A 25,854-nucleotide genomic window follows, 5' to 3' on the forward strand; every position below is an offset into this window, starting at 1 on the left:
CCTTATTCCCTTGTTTAGGCCTTCGCCGTCCTGGCGCCAGCACCCACGGCGGCGGTGCGCAGCACGTAGTAGATGATGCCGGCAATGGCGACGCCGAAGAACCAGCCATAGACGCCCCACCACTCAGGCAGCCAGTTGGTGAAGTTGGGCAGGATCGACGAGAAGACGGCACCAATGCCGGCGGCGATGAAGGCATTGACGTGCCAACCGCCCTGGAAGCGGAACTCGCCGTCTTCGCGATAGAGCGCCTCGACGTCGACTTCGCTTTTGCGGATCAGGTAGTAGTCGACCATCATGACGCCGAAGATCGGCCCCATCGTCGCGCCGATGATGTTGACGAAATGCGCGGCGCCGCCATCCCACGGCGCGAAGGGGTAGAGCAGCAGCGCGATCACGGCGGCGATATAGCCACCCTTCTTGAAGTCGATCTGACGCGGGAAGACGTTGGAAAAATCGAAGGCCGGCGAGACGAAGTTGGCGACGACATTGATGCCCAGCGTGGCAACCGCGAAGGTCAAGGCAGCGAGCGCCGCCAGGAACCAGCTGTCGAATTTGGCCGAGATCTGGTCGGGGTGCAGCAGCACCTCGTGGTAGACATCATAGGCGGCAATGGTGGTGACGCCGGCGACCAGCGAGAACAGGATGAGGTTGACCGGCAGGCCCCAGATGTTGCCTTTGCGCAACGACGCCTGGTCGGGCGCATAGCGGGCGAAATCACAGAAGTTGAGATAGAGCGCCGAGAAATAGGTCACCCAGATCGCGGCCACCGCAAACAGCGCGGTCCACGAGCCCGGCGTGCCCGGCACGCCGGCATCCTTGGTCTTCTCCAGGAGCACATCCATCGGAATGTCGCTGGTGAAGGCGAAGGTCCCGGATTTGACGCAGAGATAGATGGCCAGGAGCAGCATCATCACCCACACCGCGGGTCCCGCCCAATCCTGGAAGCGGCGCACCGTCTCCATGCCGCGCTGGATGATCAGCAGTTGCAGCGCCCAGATGACGACGAAGCAGATCACCTCCAGGCCGGAATGGCCGAGGAAATGCGTGTTGGCGTTGAAATCGGCGAACCATTGCGAGCGGATCAGCAGCGCGACGATGGCGCCGGAGGCGGCGGCCGTCTGTGCGCCATACCAGAAGCAGGCGACGATGGCGCGCACCAGAGCCGGTATGTTGGCGCCCCAGATGCCGAAGGAAGCGCGAGCGAGCACGGGGTAGGGCACGCCGGTCTTCACGCCGGCATAGCCGACCATGTTCATCAGCGCGTAGATGATCAGCGAGCCGATGCCGATGGCGATGATGAAGTTGACGAAACCACCGCAGAACAGAAACAGGCTGGCGGCGAGATAGTAGCCCCACAGGCTGTGGACGTCCGACGTCCAGACGTTGAAGATCGAAAACGGTCCCCAGTTTCGAACCTTGGCCGGAGCGAGATCCTCGTTGTACAGATCAGGCGATGCGCCTTCTATGGTCACTGCAATGTCCTCCCCTTGATTGGCCGCGCGCCCCCACGCGATGGCCGTGCAGGTTAGGCCTGACGCTGGGGAACCGACAAGCAATCCATTTGCCGGCTTTGGGCTTAAAGATATTCAATGCGAACCGCGATTATCGAGGGGGCGCAATGGTGGGCCGCTGTTGAATGCCGCCGGTTAGGTGATTCGAGTTTCGGTGGCGGCGACTCCGTCTAGGCTATAGCCATCACCCGCTTGTGGTCCTCGACTTCCGACAACAGCCAATCCTGAAACAGGCCGGTGCCCGGCTTGTTGCCGATGCTGCGGCGCTGGTGCAGGTAGATGCCTGCCGGATAGGTGTGGCGGGCGTCAAACGGCGCGACAAGTTTGCCTTGCTGCAGAAAATCCTGTGCCATCATCGTGTCGGCAAGCGCTATTCCGGCGCCATTGATCGCCTCGCGCATGATCAGCGTGCAGTCGTCCAGCGTCGTGCTGGATTTCGGCGTCGTGTCCAGAACGCCTTCCTGCTCCAGCCAACGCTTCCATCTCATGCTCTCGCATTCATGGATCAGGTGATGATTGACCAGATCGGCGGGCGATCGCAGCGGCACCGGCCCTTCGAGTAGCGCGGGCGCACAGACCGGCGTCAGGACCAGCGGGATCAGCAGCGTCAAGGCGGGGCCGGCCTTGTAGACGAACTCGTCGACAATGGCCAAATCGAAGTTGGCGCGCTTGCCCGATGTCGAGATCTCCAGTTCCACGGCCGGATGCAGCTTGCGAAAGTTCGGCAGCCGGTCCGCCAGCCAAAGGTTCAGAACGGCCGGCACGCACAAGACCCGGACACGTTGGGTCCTGCTGTGGCTCGGGCCATCGGCGAGGCTGACATCGTCGGTGGCGCGCCAGATCGCCTCGAACGCTTCGGAGAGGCTGCGCGCATAGTAAGAGCCCCGGATGGTCGGCGTTATCTGGCGAAAGCCGCGCTCGAACAGATCCTGGCCGAGATTTCTTTCAAGCGCACGGATGTGGCGGCTGATGGCAGAGGGCGTCAGGTGCAATTCCTCGGCTGCATCCTTGACGCTGCCGAGACGTGCGGCGGCCTCGAAAGCGCGCATGCCGTTGAGTGAGGGTAGGGCCATTGGCTGATCATGAATTGTCGATTGAGTTTTTGTCAATCGACTTGGGCAAAATTGGCGTTTGATCGCTCGCCCTGTTCGGGGATACCCAAGAGGCAAGAGGAACTAAGTCGCCTCAAGAAAACGACTATCCGGGAACTTCTGCACCATTCCACCAACGGCGTGACCGGCTTCACCGGTCCTGCCGGTGGCAGGCGAAGCTTTGCGCATGATCCACGCTGCGCCGAGGCCGGGGTCATCAGCAAATGGGAGAATGCCAGTCTATGCCTCAATCACCAGTGCCGGTCTTTGAAGCGGCGGACGAGATTTCCGCGGAAACCTCTGTCGTCGTGATCTTGCAAACTGCCCAGACAGGCTTTGGCCGCCGGGCAGCGGCACTGGACGCTGAAATGGGCGGAATTCTGTCCCGTGCCTGCTCCGATCCGGCCGTCTTGGCCGAATCCGGCGCCTGCATCGATCTTATAGCTCCGCAGGCCGTGTCGGCTCGGCGCGTGATCGTCCTGGCCCTGGGCAAAGCCGAAGCCGTAAACGCCCTGTCACTGGCGCGCGCCGGCGGTTTGCTTGCCGCGCATCTGGAAGGCAAGTGCGAATGCGCGGCCACGCTTGTCCTCGACCCAATCGCCGGTATCGACCTGCCCGCAGCCGAAATCCTGGCCCGCGTCGCGCTGGGCATGCGGCTGCGGCGCTATCGTTTCGACATGCGCAACCGACGCCAGGGCGCCGGCTCGGATCGGACCTTGCGCGTGCAACTGATCGGGGCAGCCGGCGCGGAGCTGGCCCCGGCGCTGGCGCGGATCAATGCCATTGCGGACGGCGTCGAATATGCGCGCACTCTGGTCAATTTGCCGCCGAACCATCTCCATCCAGACAATTTCCACGATCATCTGGAGCCGCTGCGCGAAGCCGGCATCGACATCGAAATGCTCGATGCCGCGCAGCTGAAGGAGCTCGGCATGAACGCGCTGCTGGCGGTTGGTGCCGGCTCGGTGCGGCCGCCACGCGTCGCTGTCCTGCGCTATCGCGGCAAGGGTGCTCCGGCCCAGCCACTTGCCTTCGTCGGCAAGGGTGTCTGTTTCGATTCGGGCGGCCTCTGCATCAAGCGCGGCGAGCAGATGTTCGACATGAAGGCCGATATGGGCGGTGCGGCGGCGGTGGTCGGCCTGCTGATCGCGCTCGCCCGGCAAGGCAGCCCGGTACACGCCGTCGGCGTTCTCGGTATTGCCGAGAACATGCCGTCGGGTACCGCGCTCAAGCCGCGCGACATCATCACGACCGCCTCGGGACAGACCGTGGAAGTGTTCGACACGGATGCGGAAGGACGGCTGCTGCTGGCCGACTGCCTGCATTATGCGGCCACGCGCTTCAACCCGTCGGTGATCGTCGATCTGGCGACGCTGACCTATTCGGTGACGCGCGGCCTCGGATCGATATTCGCCGGCCTGTTCAGCACCGACGATACCATCGCATCGCAGATGATCGCGGCCGGCGAAACGGTCGGCGAGCGGTTCTGGCGACTGCCGCTCGACCGAGCCTACGATGAGGGGTTGCAGTCACCGTTCGCGGACCTGCGGCACCATGCCAAGGACATGGAGGATGGCGACGCGCCCTATGCGGCGGCGTTCCTGCGCCATTTCACCGAAGACCGCCCCTGGGTGCATCTCGACATCGCCAGCAAGGAGCTGGCCGACGCCGATCGGCCGCTCGGCAGGCAAGGCGCCACGGCCTTCGGCGTGCAGATGCTGGAAGAGTGGGTGCAGGCCAGAGTGAACTAGGCGCCTGCTGTGAGAACAACAACGCGATGCATTTAAACGGGATGGGAAATCGGGATGTCGTCTGAGATCATTGGCAGGGAGGGGCGGGCCACCTTCGGCGGCTACGAGACCTGGTATCGGGTCAGCGGCGAACTCGGTGGCGACAAGGCTCCTGTGGTGATCCTGCATGGCGGGCCGGGCGCCGCCCACAACTACGTCGATGCCTACAAACTGCTCGCCCGACGGGGCCGCGCCGTCATCCACTACGATCAACTGGGATGCGGCAATTCCACTTTGCTGCCCGAGAAGGGCGCCGATTTCTGGACTCCCAAACTCTTCAGCGACGAGCTTGAAAACCTTGTCGACCATCTCGGCATCCGCGCGGGCTTCCATGTGCTCGGCCAAAGCTGGGGCGGCATGCTGGGCGCCGAATATGGGGTCACGCGGCCGAAAGGCCTGAAGTCGCTGACCATCGCCAACTCGCCGGCTTCCATGAAGCTGTGGGTCGAAGAAGCCAACCGGTTGCGCGCCGACCTGCCTGGAGATGTGCAGGAGGCACTGACCCGCCACGAGCAGGCCGGCACGACGGACGATCCGGCCTACCAGGAAGCGACGATGCGGTTCTACGAACGGCATGTCTGCCGCGTGCCTTTCCCGCCCGAAGTGACGGAGACCTTCGCCCAGATCGCACGCAATCCGACGGTCTATCATCTGATGAACGGGCCGAACGAGTTCCACGTCATCGGAACCCTGAAGAACTGGAGCATCGTCGAGCGCCTGCCGGCCATCGATGTTCCGACACTGATCATATCAGGTCGCTATGACGAGGCCACGCCAGCGACCGTGCAGCCGTTCAAGGACGGCATCAAAGGATCGCACTGGGAGATATTCGAGCATTCCAGCCACATGCCGCATGTCGAGGAGCAAGAGGCGTGCATGGGGGTGGTGGGAGACTTCCTGGACGACAACGACAACTGAGAAAAAAGGGGAATAAAGACATGAAGAAACTGCTTTTTGCGGCGTCAGCCGCGGCATTGCTGGCCGGCACATGGCTGGCTCCGGCACAGGCCGAATACCTCAAGGAGCACCGAGGCGGCACCATCCGTCTTCTAGCCCGCTCGGCGGCGGGAACGCTCGATCCGCACATCAACTACACCGACCAGGGCTGGCAGATGTACCAGCCGATCTATGACGGCATGGTGGCCTTCCGCAAGGCTGAGGGCATGGACGGCTTCACCATCGTCCCCGATCTTGCCGAGGCGCTGCCGCAAGTCAGCAATGACGGCAAGACCTTCACCTTCAAGCTGCGCAAGGGCATCAAGTTCTCCAGCGGCCAGGATCTTGGCGTGAAGGACGTCGTCGCCTCCTTCCAGCGCATCTTCAAGGTTTCCGGACCGACCTCCGGCACCTTCTATGCCGGCATCGTCGGTGCCGACAAATGCCTGGCCGACACCAAGAGCTGCACGCTGGATGGCGGCGTTGTCGGCGACGAAGCCGCAAGCACCATCACCCTCAATCTCACCAAGCCTGACGCAGAGATCCTCTACAAGCTTGCCTTGCCGCATGCCGTGGTGCTGCCGGCGGATACGCCCGCGGAAGACATGGGCTCCAAGCCCATCCCCAGCACCGGCGCCTACATGATCTCCGCCTTCGACCCCAACAAGGGCATGACGGTGTCGCGCAACCCGAACTTCAAGCAGTGGAGCGAGGACGCGCAGCCGGACGGTTACCCGGATGTCGTACAATATGATTTCGGCCTGTCCGAGGAAGCAGCCGTCACCGCGATCCAGAACGGCGAAGCGGACTGGATGTTCGACGCGCTGCCAAGCGACCGCCTGGGCGAACTTGGCAGCAAGTCCGTGGATCAGCTGCACATCTCGCCGCTTTCGGCATGGTGGTACGCGCCGCTGAACAACCGCCTTGCTCCGTTCGACAACGAAAAGGCGCGTCAGGCCGTGGCCTATGCGATCGACCGCAGCACGCTGGTCAAGCTGTTCGGCGGCAAGGTGCTGGCTTCGCCGGTCTGCCAGGTCCTGCCGCCGGACTTCCCCGGCCATGAAGACTATTGCCCCTTCTCCAAGAACCCCGGTGAAAAATGGTCGGCGCCGGATCTGGACAAGGCCAAGCAGCTCGTCGAGGAATCGGGCACCAAGGGCCAGAAGGTGACGATCATCGTCGAGGATACCGCCATTTCGCGGTCGATCGGCGTCTATCTGCAGAGCGTGCTGACCACCATCGGCTATGTCGCCGACGTCAAGCCGATCTCGTCCAACATCCAGTTCACCTACATCCAGAACACCAACAACAAGGTGCAGATGTCGGTCACCCAGTGGTACAAGGACTATCCTGCGGCGTCCGACTTCCTGAACATCCTGTTCAGCTGCGCCTCCTTCCGGGAAGGTTCGGATGCCTCGATCAACATCGCCGGTTTCTGCGACAAGGACACCGACGCCAAGATGCAAAAGGCGCTGGACCTCGGCGTCACCGACCAGAAAGCCGCCGACAAGATGTGGGCCGAGATCGACAGGCAGGTCACGGACAAGGCGCCGGCCGTCGGCCTCTTCACGCCGAAGCGGCTTGACTTCGTCAGCAAACGGGTTGGCAATTTCAAGTTCAACCGGCAGTTCAACTGGATGATCACCCAGTCCTGGGTGCAGTAACGAGCTGCGGAGGGACACGTCCGTGTCGAACCAAGCTGTCGCCATGCCGCGCAAGACGCGAGGGCCCTGGGCCGTCGCGTTTGCGAAGCTGGCAACGGACAGGGCTGCCATGGCATCCCTGGCCGTGTTCCTCCTCATCGTGCTTGCCTGCCTCAGTGCGCCTCTCTACGCGAAATGGGCCGGCGTGGATCCATTCGCCTCGACACTCGACGCCGTCATCCAGATCGACGGCGCCGACGTTCCGGTGATGGAGCAGTCCACCGAGGGGCTTGGGCTTGGCTACACGCCGCTCGGTCCGACATGGCGGCTCGGCAATTACTTCCTTGGCGCCGACAGCCAGGGGCGCGATGTCATGGCCAGGATGCTCTATGGCGGGTTGAGCTCGCTGTTGATCTCCGGGGCAGCCACCATCTTCACCCTGCTCATCGGCACGGCGGCGGGGCTGATCGCCGGTTATTTCGGCGGCATCACCGATACCGTGCTGTCGCGCTTGCTGGATGTCCTATGGGCGTTTCCGATCTATCTGCTGGCGATTTCGCTTTCCATCGTTACCATCGCGCAAGGCATCAGGATCGGGCCGATCGAGATCAAGTCCGGCAGCCTGTGGCTGCCGGTCATCATCATCGGCATCGTCTACGTGCCCTATGTGGCGCGGCCGATACGCGGGCAGGTGCTGTCGCTGCGCCACAGCGAGTTCGTGTTCGCCGCTATTAACCTGGGTGTACCCGGGTGGCGCATCCTGTGGCGCGATATCCTGCCCAACATCACCACCACGCTCATCGTCTTCGTGCCACTGATGATGGCGCTGAACATGCTGACGGAATCCGCACTTTCTTTCCTGTCGATCGGCGTGCAGCCGCCGGCCGCGAGCTGGGGCACCATCATCCAGGACGGGCAGGCGCTGCTTTACACAAGACCGCTGGTGGCGCTGGTGCCTGGCCTGGCAATCGCGGTTTCCGTCATGGCGCTCAATGTCTTCGGCGACGGCCTGCGCGACGCGCTCGATCCGCGCTCCAAGGTTCGGCTGGGGCGCAACTGATGTTTTACGCCATCCTGCGCCGGTTCGGTCAGATGCTGTTCGTCATGTTCGGCATCTCGGTCATCGTCTTCCTGATCTTCTTCGCGACTCCGGGCGCCGACCCGGCGGCGCGCATCGCCGGCCGCAATGCATCTCCCGAAGTGCTGGAAGCGGTGCGCCACAGTTTTGGCTTCGACCGGCCACTCTACGTGCAATATGTGAAGATGATGGAGAAGATCTTCGTCACCGGCGACCTGACCTCCTTCGTCAATCGAGGCTGGAAGGTGGTGCCGGCGGTCATGGATTCCATTCCCGTCACGCTCTCGCTGGTGTTCGGGGCGGCGATCCTGTGGGTGGTTGTCTCCATCATCATCGGCATCGTTGCCGCCGCCACCCGCGGCAGCTGGCTGGACAAGCTGCTGATGGCGCTGGGGCTGCTCGGCATTTCCATGCCGGTCTACTGGCTGGGCGAGGTGATGAACCTGATCACCCAGAGCCGCTACCACGACAGCTGGGCGTTCTCCTGGGTGCCGCCGCTCGGCTACAAGAATTTCTCCGACGATCCCAAAGGCTGGTTCCTGACCCTGGTCATTCCGTGGATCACGCTGGCCATTCTCTATATCGGCATCTATGGACGCGTGTTGCGCGCGGCGATCATCGAATCGCTGCAGGAAGACTTCATCCGCACCGCCCGGGCCAAAGGCCTGTCGGAGACCCGCATCCTGCTGCGCCATGCCTTGCGCACGTCGCTGATCGCCTTCGTCACTCTGTTCGGTCTCGACTTCGGCGCGCTGGTGGGCGGCTCCGCGCTGCTGACCGAGGTGGTGTTCGGGCTGAACGGCATCGGCAAGCTCACTTATGACGCGCTGCAGAACCTCGATCTGCCGATGATCATGGCGACGGTGATGTACGCGTCCATGTTCGTGGTGGTCGCCAATGCGGTCGTCGATTTCGTCTACATCCTTCTCGATCCGCGCCTGAGGACATCATGATACTGTCGGTGCGCGACCTCAAAGTATCCTTCCGCACCAATGACGGCATGGTGCGGGCCATCGATGAAGTTTCCTTCGACCTCGAGGAAAGCGAGATCCTCGGTGTCGTCGGCGAATCCGGTTCCGGCAAGACGGTGTCGTTGCTGGCCGTCATGGGCCTCATCACCGATCCAAACGCGGTCATCGAAGGCTCGATCCGCTACAAAGGCCGCGAACTCGTCGGACTGCCGCCGCGCGAACTGAGGCGCCTGCGCGGCAACGAGATCGCCATGATCTTCCAGGATCCGATGACCGCGCTGACGCCGGTCTACACGATCGGCTGGCAGATCGCCGAACAGATCCGCGCGCATCGCAGCATCAGCAAAGCCAAGGCGATGGAGCGCGTCGAAGAACTCTTGGCCGAGGTGAATTTTCCAAACCCGCACGAGGCGATGTCACGCTACCCGCACCAGCTTTCGGGCGGCATGCGGCAGCGCGCGGTGATCGCAATGGCTCTGTCGTGCAATCCGGCGCTGCTGGTTGCGGACGAGCCGACCACCGCGCTCGACGTCACGGTGCAGGCCGGCATTCTCGACCTGGTGCGCAAGCTGCGCGCGACGCACAAATCGGCGGTGGTCTTCATCACGCATGATATGGGCGTGGTTTCCGAGCTCGCCGACCGGGTCATGGTCATGTATGCCGGCCGCGTGGTGGAGCGCGGCAGCCGCATGGAACTTTTCTCCGATCCGCGGCACCCGTATACGCGTGCGCTGCTCGGTTCGATCCCGCCGCTGACCGGCGAAAAGCCGCGCCGCCTGCCGGCCATTCCCGGCTCGCCGCCATCGCTGCTGCGCTTGCCCCAAGGCTGTGCCTTCGGTCCGCGTTGTCCGGTTCAATACGAGCCCTGCGTGACCGGCAAGCCCAACCTTGGCATCGGCACCCATGCCGCGGCGTGCTTCCGGGTGGCACAGGCATGAGCGGACCGATGACCGACAGCCCAATCCTCGAGACGCGTTCGCTGGGAAAGCGTTTTTCGATCGGCAGCCGTTTTTCCGCCGAAGGCAAGCGGACCGTCCATGCCGTCGACAATGTTTCACTGACCGTGCGACGCGGCGAGACAGTCGGGCTGGTCGGCGAATCCGGATGCGGCAAGTCCACGCTGGCGCGCTGCCTGGTGAGGCTCTACGAGATATCAGACGGTCAACTCCTGTTCGAAGGCGACGACATCACCTCGAAGTCGCTGTCGGAACTCAGGCCGCTGCGGCGGCGCCTGCAAATGGTCTTCCAGGACCCATCGGCCTCGCTCAATCCGCGCCGCCGCGTCGGCGATCTCGTGGCCGAGCCGTTGCGCATCCATGGCAAGCTTTCGTCCCGCGAGATTTCCGCGCGCGTCGCGGAACTGTTCGACCTTGTCGGACTGCAGCCGGACCATGTCATGCGCTATCCCCATGAATTCTCCGGCGGGCAACGCCAGCGCGTCGGCATCGCGCGGGCGATTGCTCTCAACCCGGATCTGGTCGTATTGGACGAACCGGTCTCCGCGCTCGACGTGTCGGTGCAGGCGCAGATCGTCAACCTGCTCGCCGATCTGCAGGAGAAGCTGAACCTCACCTACATCTTCATCGCCCACGACCTCTCCGTGGTGCGTCAGGTCTCGACCCGCATCGCGGTCATGTATCTTGGCTCGATTGTCGAGGAAGGGCCGGCCGAAAAGGTGTTTGCGACACCGGCCCATCCTTACAGCCAGGCGCTGATCTCGGCGGTTCCTGTCGTCGAGACGACGCCCAGCGGGACGCGCAAGCGCATCATCCTGACCGGCGACGTGCCGAGCCCGCTCAATCCGCCATCCGGTTGCCGTTTCCACCCCCGATGCCCGATCGCGGTTGAGCGATGCCGCACCGAGCGACCGGAACTGAGGGAGTATCGACCCGGCCGCAAAGTGGCCTGCCACTTCCCGACGGTTTAGCCGGCATCCATCGGTGGATCGACGACGGAAGTCGGCCAAAAGATTTTTGAAAGATTCTGTTTTCTGCGTGGAACCAACCGCCAGACAGCGCGTTTAATTGGGTTCGATCGAGCGGCATCGCGATCGACCGGGAGGAACCTATGGACTACCTGCATTTCTTTTCGCCCGTGCGGATCTCGCGCGGGCAGGGACACCCTGTAGAAGAAGTGGATAGTGTCGCCGAGGCGATGGTTTTCTTGCGTAAATGGCCGACGGGACGACGTGGGCCAGTGTATCAGTGCGCGCTGAATTGCTGCGCGGCCGCTTTGTCGGGACAGATGTCGGCGGAGGAAGCCAGGAAGGCCTTCACCGGCTTTGCCCGGATCACGCGGCTTCTGGACGACGACATGGCGCTGCCGGTCGCCGGCGAAACCATGGCGGGCGTATACGCGCTGCGGCGCTAGCCGCACCGGATTGCTGAATGCCAGGACTGCGTCCGTAGCGGCCGCGTTGGGTTTCTGACATGTCTGCGGTGACAGGGCCGGCCGGGCTTTCCGGACGGCGCAAGCGCTTGGCCCGGGGCCAAAGTCTTAATCCCAAGCGACGGAATAGCGGTCGATCACCCAAAGCCAGGAGCCGTCGCTCTGCTGCCGGGCAATCTCGCTGGTGACGTCACCGTCGGGAAGCCGGGTCGAGGTGAGCGCGAGGTCACCGCAAATCAGAGCGGGGCGCTGTTCACCGATCGCAAATTTTCGCCCTGACGCGACAATCTCGGCATAGTAGGCGCGAATGGCTTCACGGCCGCGCAGAAAACGTTCGCCGCCGCAGTCGATCACCGCATCCGCCTCGAACAGCGCGACCATGCCGTCGACATCGCCGGCATGCTGTCTCGCTATCAGCATGGGTTCCAACTGCTGCGGATCGTAGGCGGGCTCTCCCGCGCTGGGATCGCTCATGGTGACAGCTCCCTTGTTGGGACACAGCCTACCGCAACTGGCTCCGACATGTCCGTATCAGGTCGAGGCATCGTTTGGTTCAGCCAGCAATCGGAGAAATTCGATGGGACGGATATCCGAAAGCGTCGCTCGCCAAGGGCGCTCCGGTTCGCGTCCATCCCACAATCCGGCGACTGACTGGCAAGGGGCATCGGAGAGGCCCGGTGAAAACATGCCTTCGTGTCGTCTTGAACTTCGAAACGGTGGGTTTCGACAGGCGTCATCTGTATATTTTTCGTATAGCCCTTGGTTGGGTTGGAATTTGTTTCCGACGTTGAGTGGGTGCGAGTTCCATCCATAAATGTACAGTAGATCAAGATGTAAATTAGAATGTACTCATGTATAAAATAAAGATTTTCCGGCTGTCGGCATCGCCGCCATTGTAGTATTCGGCACTTGAAGATTTACCACGCGAGCGCTCTGGGTGGCGTCGCACCATGTTGTCCTACCTGGTGAAACCTCTGGCCGATCAGATAGCGCGCGCGTTCCGGGAGACATGAACGCCTTGGGACAAGCTTCAGTTGCAGGCAAAGCGGGGGCTGCTCGCGGCCCTGCCAGTTCCTCCGGCGTCGTCCAACGATGGTCGGCGGGGTCATTGCTGGCACTATTGGTGATCGCAGCAGCGGGCTTGGTCCTGCGTCTGCTGGGCGCGCGCGGCGATCTCTGGCTCGATGAGATCTGGACTTTTGCGCTGCTTGAGCCGCTGACCTCGATCGATCAGATATTTTGGCGCATAAATCACGACAACAATCATTTCCTCAACTCCGCCTATCTCTATCTGATCGGCCCCGACGCCTCGTCGGTGGTTCAACGTGGCCTGTCGCTGGCATTGGGCGTTGGCACTGTCGTTGCTGCCGGCCTGGTGGCGGCTTCACGCGGGCGGCGCACGGCCATCGTTACCAGCGCCCTGTTTGCGACGAGCTACCCGATGGTTCACTACGGTTCCGAGGCAAGGGGCTATGCCGGCCTCATATTGTTCACGCTGCTTTCGCTGTTGTTTTTGGAACGCCGCTTCGACAATCGCGGGTCAGCCATCGCTTTTGCTGCGATTGTCCTGCTCGGCTTCCTGTCCCATCTCACCATGGCGGAAACGGTGGTGATCCTTGTGGCCTGGACTTCGTGGCTCGTGTGGTCACGTACCGGCAGCCTTGCCTCCACCAATCTCGAGGTTGGTCTGATTTTCGCACCAGCCTTTTTGGCCGTGCTTCCGCTCGCAGCCTGCGTGCTCCTAGGCAGCCAGTTGTTCGGGTTCCAGTTCGGCGGCGTTTCACCGTTTTCGCTGCAGACTTTCGCGCAAGGGTATGGCGGAATGATCCACTATTTGTTCGGTCTGCCGTGGTGGATCAGTGACTGGGTTTGTATAGTCTCGGCTTGCGGCCTGGTGCTTGCTTCTGCCCGTCTTTGGCGCGATCGCCGGACCAGCCTTTATGTCATAGGCATCGTCGGGCTGCCTTTGCTGATGGCAGTCGCGCATCTGCCGAATGTCGAGTTTCCGCGCTACTTTCTCGTCAGTGGGACGCTGCTGCTGCTTGTCGCTGGCGAATTGCTGGGGCGTGGCTTCCAGGCGGGAGGCAGGGGGTTTTTGCTTTCCGCGGCCGCATTGGCGGCAATACTGGTCGGCAACATAGGATCGCTGCTTCAGTTCTACGAACACGGTCGCGGCTCCTATTCCGCGATGGTAGAGCAGATGACGCGTGGTGGCGACAGCAGCTACGCCAGCAGTCATGATTTGCGAACCGGGATGGTCGTCAATTATTTCGCCGATCGTATCGGCGGCCAGGCATCATTGGTGCCGGCAGAGAAAATGTGCTCCCAACCTCCAGACTGGCTCATCCTCGAGGGTGGCGCTCACGAGCAGTTCCAATCCGTCCAGCCTTCGCCGAGTTGTGTCCTCGCCTTTGAACGGACCGATGCCGCGACGAGTTGGGGGCTTTCGGGCATTGGTTGGACATTGTATCGGCGGCGGGATTGAGCACGTTCCTTGCTTTGGCTGATTTGAAAATAGTCAACAAACTCAAATATTTACGGCACGGAGCGTGCATTCCGACTCAGGCAGGCAGCGTGATGCGGGAAAGCTCGGCGCAGATTTCAAGCAGACGATCCTGTAGCGCCTTGTCGTCGGCCTGACGGTTGGCGGCCAGCGGACGCAGATGATAGAAATAGCGGCCGGTTGCATTGGCTTGCGGTTCGTTGCTGGCAGCGAGCCAGGCCTGCGTCAGGTGCGCCTGCTTCATATCGTCGGGCGCCCCGGCGCCACCCATTTTTGTAGGGACCCAGCCCGGTTCGAGCGCGTTCGACAGCATTTCGGGCCAGCGACGGGCCACGGCGAATGCCAGCATCGCATCGTGCAGCTTGCTCTCGGCATAGGCGGCCGAACCGTTCCAGCGGCGCTTGCGCCACAAGATGTCGTCGAGATTGGCATCGGCGTGATGGTGCATGCCTGAGCTGAGATAGACGAGGCGCCGCGGACGCTCGATCAAGGCGGTCAGGACATAGGCCGACAAAGTGTTGATGGCGAAAACGTGTGGCAGGCCGTCGGCCGTCAGTCGATGGGGTTCGCGATAGCCGACGGCGGCATTGTGGATCACCGCATCGAAGCGGCCAAGATCATTGACGCGTGCGGCAACTTGCCTGGCTCCGGCGATGGTATCGAGGTCGCCTTCCACGATCGCTTCAGCTTGAGGTAGAGCCTTATGGGCGTCGCTGGCGCGGGCTGCGTTGCGGGCATGAAGGACGACCTGGTGGCCCTGGCTTGCGAGCAGTTCGCCCGCCATCAGGCCGAGACCGGCGGACGAGCCGGAAATGAAGATGCGAGACATGTCGGTTCTCCTTGAAACGGACCGCGTTGGTGCGCGGCGATGGGTCGACGATCAGTCTTCGCGGCTGCGTGTCGTGGAGACCAACGCCACGCCAAGCATCGCGCTGGCCGCGCCAAGCAGGTAGACGGCAGCGTAACCGAACTGGCCGGCCACGAACCCCGCGACGGGCCCTGCGAGCCCGTAGGCGATATCGAGGAAGGCAACAAAGGCACCCATCGCACTGCCTCTGTTAGCCGGCAGGACGCGCTTCAGGGCTTCGACACCCAGGGCAGGAAAGATCAGCGCGCAGCCTAGCCCGGTGACCAGGGCGCCGGCCAGTGCGAGGCTTTCATGCGGGGCACTCCAGATCATCAACTGTCCGATCGCCTCGATGACCATGGACCACAGGGCGACGCGATAGCCGCCGATCCTGTCGGGCAGATGTCCCAACAAGACCCGCATGAGAATGAAACCGATGCCGAAAGCGGTCATCACCAGACCGGCATGGCCCCAGCCATGCGCGGCGAAATAGAGCGAGGCAAACGCGGTGAGGCCGGAAAGGCCGACGCCTTGCAGCATGAGGCCAAGACCTTCGCGCCAGATCTGGCCGACGACGCGGTAGAAGGGCAGTCGTTGGCCGCCGGGCGTCTTGTAAGAGGTCGAGGCAAAGGCGATTGCGGCGGCGATGAGCGGTGCCACGACGCAGGCAACCATGGCGGCATCGAGCCCATAGGCCTGATAGAGCGCCATGCCGACCGGCGCGCCGACGGCAAGGGCCGCGAACATTGCAATGCCGGTCCAGGACATCGACATGCCGGCGCGCTGCGGACCGACCGAGGCGATCGACCACGAGACACAGCCTGTGACGAATTGGCTCTCGCCAAACCCGGCCGTCAGGCGGCCAACAACCACGATAGCGAGGCTGGTTGGAGGGGACAGGCCGGGCAGCGCGGAGACGAAATAGAGGAGCCCGGCGCACGCGCAAACGATCGCACCCTGAATTGCCGCGCGCTTGCCGCCTTGCTGATCCGTGACACGCCCGGCATAGCCGCGCGTCAGCACCGTAGCGAGGAACTGGATGCCGATGACCAGCCCGACGATCAGGCTGCTGAAACCGAGTTTGTCATGGACAAACAGCGGCAGCACCGGCAGCGGCAGACCGACGCAGAGATAGCCGCAGAACAGCGCCGCGATGATGCCGGGCGCAGGACGGGAAAGATGAGCCGGCGCGGCATTTGACCGGTTCGCCGCAGCGAGTGCTGACATGACAGCCTCCATGGGATGGTTGGGACAGGCTGGCCGCCGCTTGTTGGGCGACCAGCCGGATCAGACGGATTATTTCGCTGCGGCTTCGAAGAGGCTGGAGCGATAACCGCTGGTTTCGAGCAGATAGTCGCGTGGGGCGGTTGCCTCGGACGCCAGCCTGGCAAGATCGACATCGATCAGTTTGCCGGCGTGTTTGCGGATCTTGCCGGCGACCATCACGGTGTCGACGTCGGAGCGTTCGACCGCCTGGACGATCGTGCCGATGGCGTTGGTGAGCGGGAACACGGCGACATCGTCGGTGCGCACCATGATGATGTCGGCCTGCTTGCCCGGCGTCAGCGTGCCGATGGCGGCTTCAAGGCCGGCGGCACGGGCGCCATTGATGGTGGCGGCTTGCAGCACCGCTTCGACGGAAATCGGCCCCGGCACGTTGGTCTCGCCACGGAAGCGGCGATAGCGCATTGCCGAACGCTGCTGTCCGAACAATGCATGCATCTCGCCGAACAGGTCGCTGCCGAATGCGGTGTCCAGATCGATGCCAAGCGCCGGCGTGAGACCATGGTCGATGGCCTGCTGATAGGCGAAGCGGTCGTCATCGAAGCCAAACAGCGCATCGGAGCGCGGATTGATGGTGACGTTGACCCCGGCGTCGGCAAAGTGCTTCCAGGTGTCCTCAGGCAGGCGCGTGCAATGGTTGAAGATGTTGTGCGGGCCCAATAAGCCCTTTTCGGTGACTTCCGAAGGCAGCTTCGCGAGATCGCCGATGAACTCGGTCAATATCCGCATGTCGAGGTCGCGCGCGACCTCCCACCAGTCGAGATTGAATTGGCCGAACAGTCCCACTTGCACCAGGCCGCCAGCGTTCCAATTGCGGGCGAGGCGTTCGAGATCACCAGGCAGGTGCGCGCTGGACGCCTTCTTGTCCATTGCGGCGCCGACCATATGCAGCGCGCGGATGCCGGACCTCTTGAGCGCATCGAGCGCCGCATCGGTGTGTTCGGGGCTGCGCGAACTGTGGCAGGCGTCGATGATGGTCGTTATGCCGGCATCGAGCGAGGCCGCGGCCGTCAGGCTGGTGCTGACAGACATGTCGTGCGGGCGGTAATGCGCGCAGAGCGTTTCGGCGACGACGCCGATATAGGCGAAGAGATCGTCGACGTCAGGCATCAGGCGACGCATCACGCCGAGCCACATGTGATGGTGCGCATCGACGAGCCCTGGCATGACGATGCTTGCCGAGGCGTCGATGATTTCGGCGTCATCCGCCTGGATATTTGCGCCGATCGAGACGATGCGGTCGTTCTCGACAAGAACATCGCCGGTCGCGAGATTGGGGACGGCGGCATCCATCGTGATGACGGTGCCGCCCTTGAATAGCGTGCGGGGATTCTTCTGCGTGCTCATGGTCTTGTTCCTTTCCAGGTGCGCGGGGACGAGTGGCGGTTCCGCATGGCCAGCCTTATCGCTCCTGGACGAACTTGAATTAAGTGCGCTTATGTCAGATACTTCCTGACTGAAAATCATGAATGACCAATGGCGTTCGATGGCAGGATCTTGTCCGGGGTCAGCGTGCTGGCGGCCGTGGTCGAAGGCGGTACTTTCGTCAAAGCCGCCGAGCTCATCGGCATTACCGATTCAGGTGTCAGCCGGGCCATTGGACGGCTCGAGGCGCGTCTGGGCGTGCGGCTGTTCGATCGCACCACGCGATCCCTGTCGCTGACCGATGAAGGCCGGCGCTTCTACGAAGAAGTCAAACCCCATTTGAATGCGATCGAGGATGCGGCGGTTGTCGCCTCTGGTACCGCGTCAGCTGTGCGCGGCCGCCTCAAGGTGGACATCGACCCCTTCTTTCTGCCGTTGGTGCTGGCAGGCCGGCTCGGCGCCTTTTGCGATCGCTATCCCGAGCTGAAGATAGAGTTCGTGTCGAAAGAGCAGTTTGGCGACCTGGTGTCGGATGGCATCGACCTTGCGATCCGTTTCGGACAGCCACGCTTTTCGACGCTCGTTGCGCGCAAGTTGATCGAGGCGCCGATCCTGACGGTCGCTTCCCCACGATACATCGAGCGCCATGGACGGCCGGGTCAGCCCACTGACCTCTCGGCACACCGATGCCTGCAATTCCTGGACCCGCACAGCGGCACGCCATTCGACTGGGCGTTCGTGCGCGGCGAGGAAACGATCGAGGTTGCGACCAGCGGACCTCTGACCTTCACCGACCCCAAATCGATGTTGGAGGAATGCATCGCTGGAACGGGTGTCACCCAGGTCATCAGTTGGGGCGTCAGGGAAATGTTGGCGGATGGGGTGTTGATCGATCTCTTTCCGGACTGGCATGGCGAGCTCTTCCCGCTGTTTGCCTTTCACCCGTCGCGCAAGCATCCCCCTGCCAAGGTGCGTGCCTTCGTCGATTTCTGCGTCGAGGTGTGTCGGGAACTGTAACGAAAGCGTTGGAAATATTTATACTATTTCCGCGCGGAATATCTTTAAACCTGTTGGCGCGATCCCTACGTCATCTTCCGTTATGTCTATCAAGGCAAAACCGATGTGACATCGTTCACGGCCGCGCCACCCCTCACTGGGACTCGGGACGCGCGGTCATTTCCCCATCCAATGAGCAGCCCAAACGTTCGACACGCCCTTAGCGCGTCGAGCGTGTCGGTACGCGATCTCCCCACTTCATCAATCAACACCAACCGGGCGGCCGTCGGGTGAACGAACCCGCGCGCCCATAGGAGAGAAGAAATGGAAGCCCTACAATATCTCGGCCCGATGGAATGGACGGCGATCGAGGTCGCCGTACTGGTCGTCGTGCTGGCAATCCTGTTCTGGTGGAGCGGCGTGGTCCGCTACATCCCAAACGACAGGCTCGGCATCCTGGAAAAGCTATGGAGTTTTCGTGGCTCCGTCAGCAATGGCTTCATTGCGCTCAACCGTGAGGCAGGCTACCAGCCGGAAGTCGTGCGCGGTGGCCTGCATTTCTTCATGCCGTTCCAATATTCGATGCATCGCGCCAATCTTGTCACCATCCCGCAGGGTCAGATCGGCTATGTCTTTGCCCGTGATGGCAAGCCGCTGCCTCCGACGCAGACACTTGCTTGCAACACCGTCGCCGATGATTTCCAGGATGTGCGCGGCTTTCTCGAAAAGGGCGGACAGAAAGGACCGCAGCGCAAGATCTTGCGTGAAGGCACCTACGCCATCAATCTCGCACAATTCATCGTGCTGACCGCCCAGTCGATCTATGCCGTCAATCTGAGCTCGTCGGAACAAAACCTTTTTGCCAATATGTCCAGCATGATCTCGGAGCGGGGCGGCTTTGAGCCAGTCGTCATCCATAATGCCGAGGACATGATCGGTATCGTCACCATCCATGACGGTCCGGCCCTGCCGGACGGCGAGATCATCGCACCGACCGTCGCCAACGATCCGAACGACCCGAACTTCCACAACAATTTTCAGGACCCGGAGAAGTTTCTCAATGCCGGTGGCTACCGTGGCCGGCAGCTGCAGGTGCTGGCCGACGGCAGCTACTTCCTCAATCGCATTTTCGCGACCGTCGAACTGGTCGAGAAGACGATCATTGACGTTGGCACGGTGGGTGTCGTCGTCTCCTACAACGGCCGTCACGGCACGGATATATCCGGGCAGGCATACCGTCACGGCGAGCTGGTCGAAATCGGCGCACGCGGTGTCTGGTCAACGCCGCTGCTGCCAGGCAAGTATGCGTTCAATACCTATGCCGGCAATATCATCATCGTGCCGACCACCAACTTTGTTCTCAAATGGACGAAGGAGCAGTTTGGCGAACACAGGCTGGACGAGAACCTGTCTGAAGTGTCGTTGATCACCAAGGATGCGTTCGAGCCGGTGCTGCCGCTCTCCGTCGTCGTGCATATCGACTATATGAAGGCGCCGCTGGTGGTGCAGCGTTTCGGTGACATCAAGCGGCTGGTCGAACAAACGCTCGATCCGATGGTCTCTGCTTACTTCAAGAATATCGCCCAGACAAAGACGCTGATCCAGCTTTTGCAGGAGCGTAGCGATATCCAGCGCAAATCGGGCGAGGAGATGCGCGAAAAATTTAATTCCTACAGCCTCGAGCTGCAAGAAGTGTTGATTGGTACGCCTCGTGCCGCCAATGGCCAGAACAGCATTGAGCAGATCCTGATCCAGCTGCGCGAGCGCCAGATCGCAGTCGAAAAGGTCGAGACTTATAAATTGCAGGAGAAGGCGGCCATTCAGGAACGCACGTTGCGTGAGAAGGAGGCGCTCGCCGAACAACAAGCCAAGATCACGACGTCGGCCCTTACCATCGAGATCAGTGAGAACGAGGGCAAGGCGCAACTCGCCCGTACCCGCCAGCAGGCGGAAACCATTCAGGTCACTGCCAAGGCAGAGGCCGAGAAGGTGCGCCTCGGCGGCCAGGGCGAGGCCGACATGATCAAGGCTATCGCGCATGCCGATGCCGAACGCATCAAGGCCACCGGTTTTGCGGATGCCGACAGAGTGCGCGCCATCGGTCTGGCGGAGGCCGAGGCCACCGAGAAGAAGGTCGCGGCCTTCGGCGGCCCGGACTATCAGCTCAACTCGCAGGTTCTCATGCGCTTCGCCGAAGCGATCGAGAATGGCAGGATACCGCTCGTGCCGCAGATCCAGATCGGCGCGACCGGTGGCGAGAAGGGGGCCGCCAATGGCCTTGTCGAGATGATGCTTTCGATGCTCGTTGCCGACCGGGTTGGACCGCAAAACCTGCCGGATGAGATCCCGGCACCCGTTGAGGAGGAATGACTAGGGATGGGCCGGTTGTACCGGCCCATTTTGCGCCCTGCCGAAACATACCGCGGCCAGACGCAGGACGTGACGCCCATCCTGTGCTCCATCCTATCCAGCGAGTATCCGCGATCCGCCATTTTGCCAGACAGGTGCCGTCCTACAGATAGTTCCCTCAGGCGGCCGGTTGCATGGCCGCCCTCAGCAACATGCCGAACAGGTCGCGTGGCTCGTCGGGGTCAGCCAGAAGGTCGAGTTCTTCATAAAGGCCGGTCGCTTGCAACTGGTCGCGCACATAGCGCAGCGCCGAAAAATCCTCGATGGCGAAGCCGACAGAATCGAACAGCGTGATCTGCTGGCGTCTCGGCGGCCTTGCGCCTTGGCGGCGATCACTTGCCAGAGTTCTGTCACCGGATAGTCGGGATCCAACTGCTGGATTTCGCCCTCAATGCGTGTCTGCGGCGGGAACTCGACGAAAATATCGGAGCGCAGCAGGATGTCCCTGTGCAGTTCGGTCTTGCCGGGGCAGTCGCCGCCGACAGCGTTGATGTGGACGCCGGAGCCAACCATGTTGTCGGTGAGAATGGTGGCGCACTGTTTGTCGGCGGTAACGGTCGTGATGATCCCGGCGCCTTCAACCGCTTCCTGGCCGGTTGCGCAGATGGTGATGTCAAATCCCATGCCAGCCAGGTTCTTCGCGCATTTCATCGAGGCTGAGCGGTCGATGTCGTAGAGCCTGAGCCGATCGATTCCGGTCAGCGCCTTGAAGGCGATCGCCTGGAATTCCGACTGCGCGCCATTGCCGATGATGGCCATGGTGCGGGCACCGCGTGGTGCCAGATACTTGGCCGCGACAGCGGATGTGGCGGCGGTGCGCAGCGCCGTCAGAATGGTCATTTCAGTGAGCAGCATCGGGTAGCCGCTGCCAACATCGGCGAGCACGCCGAAGGCAGTGACCGTCTGCAAACCCTGGCGCATGTTCTTGGGGTGACCGTTGACATATTTGAAGCCGTAGAGACGCCCGTCGCTCGTCGGCATCAGCTCGATGACGCCGTCATGGCTATGCGAGGCGATGCGTGGTGTCTTGTCGAAAAGCTCCCAACGACGGAAGTCTTCCTCGATGTAGCCGGCGAGCTCGGTCAGGAAGCGCTCGACACCTATGAAATTCACCAGCTTCATCATGCGGTCGACGCTGACGAAGGGGACGATGTTCAGCTTTGCCGTGGTCATGATCAGAAGCTCCCGGAATGGCTGCGGGTCGGGCGGTCCATGATGCGGCGGCCCATCAGGCTCGCCGTCAGGTCAACCATCAGCGTCGCGGTTCGGCCACGCTCGTCCAGAAAGGGATTCAACTCGACCAGGTCCAGGCTGGAGACGAGGCCGCTGTCGGACAGCATCTCCATCACCAGATGCGCCTCGCGGAACGTCGCGCCGCCAGGAACCGTTGTGCCGACTGCCGGCGCGATCGACGGGTCGAGGAAGTCGACGTCGAGACTGACATGCAGCAGCCCGTCTTCATCAGACACACGCGCCAGGAAGGCGCGCAACAGCGGTGCGATGCCGTGCTCGTCGATGGCGCGCATGTCGTGTACAGTCACGCCCGCCTGATTGAGCGCGCTGCGCTCGGCCGGGTCGACACTGCGTAGCCCCATGGTGCAGATACGCTTGGGATCGACCGCTGCCGGCAGATCCGGAAAATAACCACTAAAGCCCGGCTGGCCGCTGGCGTAAGCGAGCGGGACTCCGTGCAGATTGCCGCTGGCGGTGGTGTCGAGTGTGTGGAAGTCCGGATGCGCGTCGAGCCACAAAACGAACAGCGGGCGCCGGGCCTCTGCGGCGCGGCGTGCGAGGCCAGACACGGTCCCGGCAGATATCGAATGGTCCCCGCCGAGGAAGATCGGCATGGCGTCCGCACTCGCCGCGTAGGCTGCCTGGGCAATCGCGGATGTCCAAGCTGATATCTCGGGAAGGGCCTTCAGTGCCAAGTTGCCGTGTACAATGCGCCTTGCCGGAGCTGCCTGAACGGCGCCCATGTCCTCGACATCGTGGCCGAGGCCTGACAGCACCTCGGCAAGTCCGGCGGTCCGCAGTGCACTCGGACCCATTTCGCATCCCATTCTGCCGGCGCCGTCCTGCACCGGCGCCCCGACGATTTTGCAACGCATTTGTTTTTCCCGCGGCCCAATTTCGATTGACCGCGAGGAGATCATTGCGAGCCGGCGATATGAATAGGCAGAATTGGAAATCCGAAAAGCATTGTTTATCGTAATGGCAGCGAAATTGATCAAAATGGTAACCCATCATGGATGCACTGGACGAACGGCTCGTGACCTTGCTGCGGCATGACGCGCGGCGCAGCGTGTCGGATCTCGCCGTCGATCTCGGCGTCTCGCGTGCCACGGTCAGGGCACGTATGGAGCGGCTCGAACGGTCCGGTGAGATCATCGGCTACACTGTGGTGCTGCGGGCCGACGCGGTCGATCAGCGCATCCGCGGTATCATGCTCATCGAGATTGAGGGCCATGCCGCCGACCGTGTGGTTCGGGCGCTGGGTGGTTTCCCCGAAGTCTCGACCATCCATACCACCAATGGCCGCTGGGATCTGGTGGTTGAACTCGGGACGGCCTCGCTGACTGATTTCGATGCGGTGCTACGGCGCATCCGCCTCATAGCCGGCATAACGGGCAGCGAAACCAGCCTACTGCTGGCGACGCCACGCACGACGCGAGCACGACTGGCCTAGCTCTTGCGGCTAACCTAAGAATCGACGGCCTAGTCGCCTTAGTGCCGCTCCCTCATCGCTAAAACCGCCCCGCTGCGCCAAAGACGGCTCACTCGGCGCGACTTTGACCGAGCCTGAAAAAAATCTGGCACGGAACAACGTGAAAATTGGGCGCCTGCTTGATCCAGCTGGCGCGAGACCGACGGCTTGGATCAGTGAAGCCAACCATGGGCAGCATCCGGTAAGGCCCGACAGTTGAAAGAAGCGACAGATAAGTTAAATAGGGCCGCAATGGTCTCGCCTTGACCGATCCCAATGAGACGATTTGCCTGAAAAGGCAGCCCGAACGACATGACGAAAGCAAAGATCGCCATAGCACCCATGATGGACTGGACGGATCGGCATTGCCGGTTCTTTCATCGCCAGCTGACGAGCCGTGCGCTGCTTTATACCGAAATGGTGGTGGCTGACGCGGTCATCCACGGCGCACGCGAGAGGCTGCTCGGCTTCGATGACGCGGAACATCCGGTCGCCTTGCAACTCGGTGGTTCCGATCCCGCGAAACTTGCCGAGGCGGCGCGCATTGGCGAGGCCTTCGGCTACGACGAGATCAACCTCAATGTCGGCTGCCCGTCCGACCGCGTCCAGTCGGGCACGTTCGGCGCCTGCCTGATGAAAGTGCCCGACCTCGTCGCAGAGTGTGTCGCGTCGATGAAAGCGGCGGTGACAATCCCCGTCACCGTCAAATGCCGCATCGGCGTCGACGACCAGGATCCGGAGCCGGCGCTCGATGCGCTGGCGGACAGGGTTTTCAAGGCCGGCGCCGACGCCTTGTGGGTGCATGCGCGCAAGGCGTGGCTGGAAGGGCTGAGCCCTAAGGAAAACCGCGACATCCCGCCGCTCGACTACAACAGGGTTTATCGGCTGAAGGCCAGAAAGCCGAACGAATTCATCGGTATCAATGGCGGAATTCAGTCGCTTGAAGAGGCGCGGGCGCATCTCGATCATGTCGACGGTGCCATGCTTGGCCGCGCCGCCTACCACACACCAGGCATTCTGGCTGGCGTCGACGCCGCCTTCTACGGCGCGAAGCCCGAGGCCTTCGATTTCGCAGCGCTGATCGATGCGATGGCCGGCTATGCGGCGCGCCACATCGAACAGGGCGGGCGGCTCGGCCATGTCACCCGCCATATGGTCGGACTGTTCCATGGATTGCCCGGCGCGCGCCGCTACCGCCAGATTCTGTCGACCGACGCAAACCGGCCCGGTGCCGGACCCGACGTGCTGAAGACGGCGTTTGCGGCTGTCGAATTCGGTAGCGGGGCGGCAGAAGCGGCCTGACCTAATCCCTGAGGATCATGCGGTCGCCGCGCACGTCGAAGCCTGACAGCGAGCCGATGAAGTTCATGCCGAGCAGGCTTTGGCTCAGCATGCCAGGTGCCGCGACCATCACCGACATGTCCTTGCGCACGATGCCGCCGATCGCCACCGCGTCGGTCTTGACCGCCGCGGCGCGCGCCATGCCGTTGGCTGTCGAAACCGGTATCGTGTAGTTGAGCACGGCCGGGTTGAAGCCGGCGGCTTGCGCATCTTCCGACGTCAGCACCGTGCTGGTCGCGCCGGTGTCAACAACGGCCCGTACCGGGTTGCCATTGACCAGGATGCGCGCTTCAAAATGACCGTTGTCAGCCTTGTCGAGGGTCACCGTGGCGTGGCCGTCTTCGACGCCAAGCGCCAGCGGGCTGCCGGGAACAAGGCCCGCGGTCACCCGGCTGGCGACGTCCTGCAGCTCGTAGCGATATTGATAGCCGGCGATCAGCGCGAGCACGATTGCCGCCCAGGTGGCTAGGTTGCGGGCCAGGTCGCCCAACGGGCGGCCAGAGCGCAGCAGGCTGGCGCCGATGAGGGCGCCGAAGGCGCCAAGCCAGATCAGCCGGCCAAAATCGTAATTCTCGACCCCAAGCGTGCTGCCGGCGGAATCGTTGAGCATGAGCAGGACTGCTCCCACGCCGATCACCGCCATCAAAATCCAGAACAGCCGACTGCTCATCCGTGCCTCGCTAGAGCAATTCCAGGAAAGTGTAGAACGGTTCTTCGTCCGGAATTGCGTTAAAACAATGAGTTGGAGCGGTCCGCCGTTTCCGCGAAACGGTGAACGACTTTAGAGTGCGTCGCGTTCGCGCGCCATACGGGTGCGGCGTGTTTCCCGGCGCGGCCGGCGCTCGACCGTTTCCAGCCGAGCCGGCAGTTCGGCCATCACATTGCGGCGCGTTTCCGGCGTCAACCCCATCCAGGCGCCGATTTCCTCGCGCGTGCGGCCGCAACCGAAGCAGAAGCCGGTTTTCATGTCGATCGAACAGACAAGGATGCAGGGAGA

At 62.2% G+C, this 25,854-nt stretch carries 22 protein-coding genes and 1 pseudogene; 13 read left to right on the forward strand and 10 right to left on the reverse strand.

From position 1 onward, the window contains the following. Positions 1-14: 14 nt before the first annotated feature. Together AC0V7N_RS23640 and AC0V7N_RS23645 are read right to left on the reverse strand one after the other, a co-directional pair. Positions 15-1,472: an NCS1 family nucleobase:cation symporter-1 gene (locus tag AC0V7N_RS23640; protein ID WP_475450742.1), complete on the reverse strand. Its 1,458-nt coding sequence runs from the start codon at positions 1,470-1,472 to the stop codon at positions 15-17. 209 nt (positions 1,473-1,681) lie between these two features. After that, a complete protein-coding gene (locus tag AC0V7N_RS23645) occupies positions 1,682-2,584 on the reverse strand; it encodes a LysR substrate-binding domain-containing protein (protein WP_475450743.1) in 903 nt (300 codons plus the stop codon). A 260-nt stretch (positions 2,585-2,844) separates the two neighbouring features. On the opposite strand from AC0V7N_RS23645, the gene AC0V7N_RS23650 reads away from it, so the two are divergent. The 8 genes from AC0V7N_RS23650 (at position 2,845) to AC0V7N_RS23685 (ending at position 11,390) form a co-directional block, all read left to right on the forward strand. Next, positions 2,845-4,353, forward strand: a complete 1,509-nt coding sequence (locus tag AC0V7N_RS23650) for a leucyl aminopeptidase (protein WP_475450744.1) — start codon at positions 2,845-2,847, stop codon at positions 4,351-4,353. 54 nt (positions 4,354-4,407) lie between these two features. Continuing rightward, a complete protein-coding gene (locus tag AC0V7N_RS23655) occupies positions 4,408-5,310 on the forward strand; it encodes a proline iminopeptidase-family hydrolase (protein WP_475450745.1) in 903 nt (300 codons plus the stop codon). 20 nt (positions 5,311-5,330) lie between these two features. Further along, complete coding sequence (locus tag AC0V7N_RS23660) at positions 5,331-6,992, forward strand: ABC transporter substrate-binding protein (protein ID WP_475450746.1); 1,662 nt, start codon at positions 5,331-5,333, stop codon at positions 6,990-6,992. A gap of 22 nt (positions 6,993-7,014) precedes the next feature. Continuing rightward, on the forward strand, positions 7,015-8,031 hold the full coding sequence (locus tag AC0V7N_RS23665) for an ABC transporter permease subunit (RefSeq protein WP_496627293.1): 1,017 nt from the start codon (positions 7,015-7,017) through the stop codon (positions 8,029-8,031). After that, positions 8,031-9,002 (forward strand): ABC transporter permease, encoded by a 972-nt coding sequence (locus AC0V7N_RS23670; RefSeq protein WP_475450749.1) that lies wholly within the window; start codon positions 8,031-8,033, stop codon positions 9,000-9,002. The genes AC0V7N_RS23665 and AC0V7N_RS23670 overlap by 1 nt, the downstream gene beginning before the upstream one ends. After that, positions 8,999-9,958 carry an ABC transporter ATP-binding protein gene (locus AC0V7N_RS23675; RefSeq protein ID WP_475450750.1) on the forward strand — a complete coding sequence of 320 codons (960 nt, stop codon included), beginning with the start codon at positions 8,999-9,001 and terminating at the stop codon, positions 9,956-9,958. The genes AC0V7N_RS23670 and AC0V7N_RS23675 overlap by 4 nt, the downstream gene beginning before the upstream one ends. Before the next feature lie 8 nt (positions 9,959-9,966). Next, a complete protein-coding gene (locus AC0V7N_RS23680) occupies positions 9,967-10,947 on the forward strand; it encodes an ABC transporter ATP-binding protein (RefSeq protein ID WP_475450751.1) in 981 nt (326 codons plus the stop codon). A 140-nt stretch (positions 10,948-11,087) separates the two neighbouring features. Continuing rightward, positions 11,088-11,390 carry a DUF982 domain-containing protein gene (locus AC0V7N_RS23685; RefSeq protein WP_475450752.1) on the forward strand — a complete coding sequence of 101 codons (303 nt, stop codon included), beginning with the start codon at positions 11,088-11,090 and terminating at the stop codon, positions 11,388-11,390. A gap of 126 nt (positions 11,391-11,516) precedes the next feature. Here AC0V7N_RS23685 and AC0V7N_RS23690 read toward each other — a convergent pair whose 3' ends face one another. After that, the gene (locus tag AC0V7N_RS23690; protein WP_475450753.1) at positions 11,517-11,882 is read right to left on the reverse strand and encodes a YybH family protein; all 366 of its coding nucleotides are present in this window, start codon (positions 11,880-11,882) and stop codon (positions 11,517-11,519) included. A 634-nt stretch (positions 11,883-12,516) separates the two neighbouring features. On the opposite strand from AC0V7N_RS23690, the gene AC0V7N_RS23695 reads away from it, so the two are divergent. Continuing rightward, positions 12,517-13,893 (forward strand): hypothetical protein, encoded by a 1,377-nt coding sequence (locus tag AC0V7N_RS23695; protein ID WP_496627294.1) that lies wholly within the window; start codon positions 12,517-12,519, stop codon positions 13,891-13,893. 76 nt (positions 13,894-13,969) lie between these two features. Here AC0V7N_RS23695 and AC0V7N_RS23700 read toward each other — a convergent pair whose 3' ends face one another. The 3 genes from AC0V7N_RS23700 to AC0V7N_RS23710 form a co-directional block, all read right to left on the reverse strand. Beyond that, entirely contained in the window at positions 13,970-14,740 is a 771-nt protein-coding gene (locus tag AC0V7N_RS23700; RefSeq protein WP_475450756.1) for an SDR family NAD(P)-dependent oxidoreductase, read from the reverse strand. Positions 14,741-14,791: 51 nt separating this feature from the next. After that, positions 14,792-15,985: an arabinose transporter gene (locus AC0V7N_RS23705; RefSeq protein ID WP_475450757.1), complete on the reverse strand. Its 1,194-nt coding sequence runs from the start codon at positions 15,983-15,985 to the stop codon at positions 14,792-14,794. Positions 15,986-16,054: 69 nt separating this feature from the next. Then, the gene (locus AC0V7N_RS23710) at positions 16,055-17,389 is read right to left on the reverse strand and encodes an amidohydrolase family protein (protein ID WP_475450758.1); all 1,335 of its coding nucleotides are present in this window, start codon (positions 17,387-17,389) and stop codon (positions 16,055-16,057) included. Between the two features lie 129 nt (positions 17,390-17,518). Between AC0V7N_RS23710 and AC0V7N_RS23715 the strand changes: the two genes are divergently transcribed. Both AC0V7N_RS23715 and AC0V7N_RS23720 read left to right on the forward strand, forming a co-directional pair. After that, positions 17,519-18,424 carry a LysR family transcriptional regulator gene (locus tag AC0V7N_RS23715; protein ID WP_475450759.1) on the forward strand — a complete coding sequence of 302 codons (906 nt, stop codon included), beginning with the start codon at positions 17,519-17,521 and terminating at the stop codon, positions 18,422-18,424. Positions 18,425-18,727: 303 nt separating this feature from the next. Next, positions 18,728-20,773, forward strand: coding sequence for an SPFH domain-containing protein (locus tag AC0V7N_RS23720; protein ID WP_475450760.1), 2,046 nt, complete (start codon positions 18,728-18,730; stop codon positions 20,771-20,773). 157 nt (positions 20,774-20,930) lie between these two features. Here the strand turns inward: AC0V7N_RS23720 and ocd are convergent. Both ocd and rocF read right to left on the reverse strand, forming a co-directional pair. After that, positions 20,931-21,985: pseudogene (gene ocd / locus AC0V7N_RS23725) on the reverse strand (ornithine cyclodeaminase). 2 nt (positions 21,986-21,987) lie between these two features. Continuing rightward, positions 21,988-22,920 (reverse strand): arginase, encoded by a 933-nt coding sequence (rocF, locus tag AC0V7N_RS23730; RefSeq protein ID WP_475450762.1) that lies wholly within the window; start codon positions 22,918-22,920, stop codon positions 21,988-21,990. Between the two features lie 137 nt (positions 22,921-23,057). On the opposite strand from rocF, the gene AC0V7N_RS23735 reads away from it, so the two are divergent. Continuing rightward, positions 23,058-23,498 (forward strand): Lrp/AsnC family transcriptional regulator, encoded by a 441-nt coding sequence (locus tag AC0V7N_RS23735; RefSeq protein ID WP_475450763.1) that lies wholly within the window; start codon positions 23,058-23,060, stop codon positions 23,496-23,498. A gap of 330 nt (positions 23,499-23,828) precedes the next feature. Further along, positions 23,829-24,818, forward strand: coding sequence for a tRNA dihydrouridine(20/20a) synthase DusA (dusA, locus tag AC0V7N_RS23740; protein WP_475450764.1), 990 nt, complete (start codon positions 23,829-23,831; stop codon positions 24,816-24,818). A 1-nt stretch (position 24,819) separates the two neighbouring features. Here dusA and AC0V7N_RS23745 read toward each other — a convergent pair whose 3' ends face one another. Together AC0V7N_RS23745 and AC0V7N_RS23750 are read right to left on the reverse strand one after the other, a co-directional pair. Next, positions 24,820-25,527 (reverse strand): TIGR02281 family clan AA aspartic protease, encoded by a 708-nt coding sequence (locus AC0V7N_RS23745; protein ID WP_475450765.1) that lies wholly within the window; start codon positions 25,525-25,527, stop codon positions 24,820-24,822. A 111-nt stretch (positions 25,528-25,638) separates the two neighbouring features. Next, positions 25,639-25,824, reverse strand: a complete 186-nt coding sequence (locus AC0V7N_RS23750; RefSeq protein WP_475460461.1) for a DUF1289 domain-containing protein — start codon at positions 25,822-25,824, stop codon at positions 25,639-25,641. Positions 25,825-25,854 lie beyond the last annotated feature (30 nt).

Source organism: Mesorhizobium kamtschaticum (genome assembly GCF_056174585.1).

Bases quoted from the DNA above. Each gene is read 5' to 3' on its own strand.
- AC0V7N_RS23710 (WP_475450758.1), bottom strand. From the start codon at position 17,389: ATGAGCACGCAGAAGAATCCCCGCACGCTATTCAAGGGCGGCACCGTC.
- AC0V7N_RS23705 (WP_475450757.1), bottom strand. From the start codon at position 15,985: ATGTCAGCACTCGCTGCGGCGAACCGGTCAAATGCCGCGCCGGCTCAT.
- AC0V7N_RS23720 (WP_475450760.1), top strand. From the start codon at position 18,728: ATGGAAGCCCTACAATATCTCGGCCCGATGGAATGGACGGCGATCGAG.
- AC0V7N_RS23675 (WP_475450750.1), top strand. From the start codon at position 8,999: ATGATACTGTCGGTGCGCGACCTCAAAGTATCCTTCCGCACCAATGAC.
- AC0V7N_RS23715 (WP_475450759.1), top strand. From the start codon at position 17,519: ATGGCGTTCGATGGCAGGATCTTGTCCGGGGTCAGCGTGCTGGCGGCC.
- AC0V7N_RS23670 (WP_475450749.1), top strand. From the start codon at position 8,031: ATGTTTTACGCCATCCTGCGCCGGTTCGGTCAGATGCTGTTCGTCATG.
- AC0V7N_RS23645 (WP_475450743.1), bottom strand. From the start codon at position 2,584: ATGGCCCTACCCTCACTCAACGGCATGCGCGCTTTCGAGGCCGCCGCA.
- AC0V7N_RS23700 (WP_475450756.1), bottom strand. From the start codon at position 14,740: ATGTCTCGCATCTTCATTTCCGGCTCGTCCGCCGGTCTCGGCCTGATG.
- AC0V7N_RS23735 (WP_475450763.1), top strand. From the start codon at position 23,058: ATGGATGCACTGGACGAACGGCTCGTGACCTTGCTGCGGCATGACGCG.
- AC0V7N_RS23650 (WP_475450744.1), top strand. From the start codon at position 2,845: ATGCCTCAATCACCAGTGCCGGTCTTTGAAGCGGCGGACGAGATTTCC.
- AC0V7N_RS23745 (WP_475450765.1), bottom strand. From the start codon at position 25,527: ATGAGCAGTCGGCTGTTCTGGATTTTGATGGCGGTGATCGGCGTGGGA.
- AC0V7N_RS23660 (WP_475450746.1), top strand. From the start codon at position 5,331: ATGAAGAAACTGCTTTTTGCGGCGTCAGCCGCGGCATTGCTGGCCGGC.
- AC0V7N_RS23685 (WP_475450752.1), top strand. From the start codon at position 11,088: ATGGACTACCTGCATTTCTTTTCGCCCGTGCGGATCTCGCGCGGGCAG.
- AC0V7N_RS23680 (WP_475450751.1), top strand. From the start codon at position 9,967: ATGACCGACAGCCCAATCCTCGAGACGCGTTCGCTGGGAAAGCGTTTT.
- rocF (WP_475450762.1), bottom strand. From the start codon at position 22,920: ATGCGTTGCAAAATCGTCGGGGCGCCGGTGCAGGACGGCGCCGGCAGA.
- AC0V7N_RS23655 (WP_475450745.1), top strand. From the start codon at position 4,408: ATGTCGTCTGAGATCATTGGCAGGGAGGGGCGGGCCACCTTCGGCGGC.
- AC0V7N_RS23750 (WP_475460461.1), bottom strand. From the start codon at position 25,824: ATGAAAACCGGCTTCTGCTTCGGTTGCGGCCGCACGCGCGAGGAAATC.
- AC0V7N_RS23690 (WP_475450753.1), bottom strand. From the start codon at position 11,882: ATGAGCGATCCCAGCGCGGGAGAGCCCGCCTACGATCCGCAGCAGTTG.
- dusA (WP_475450764.1), top strand. From the start codon at position 23,829: ATGACGAAAGCAAAGATCGCCATAGCACCCATGATGGACTGGACGGAT.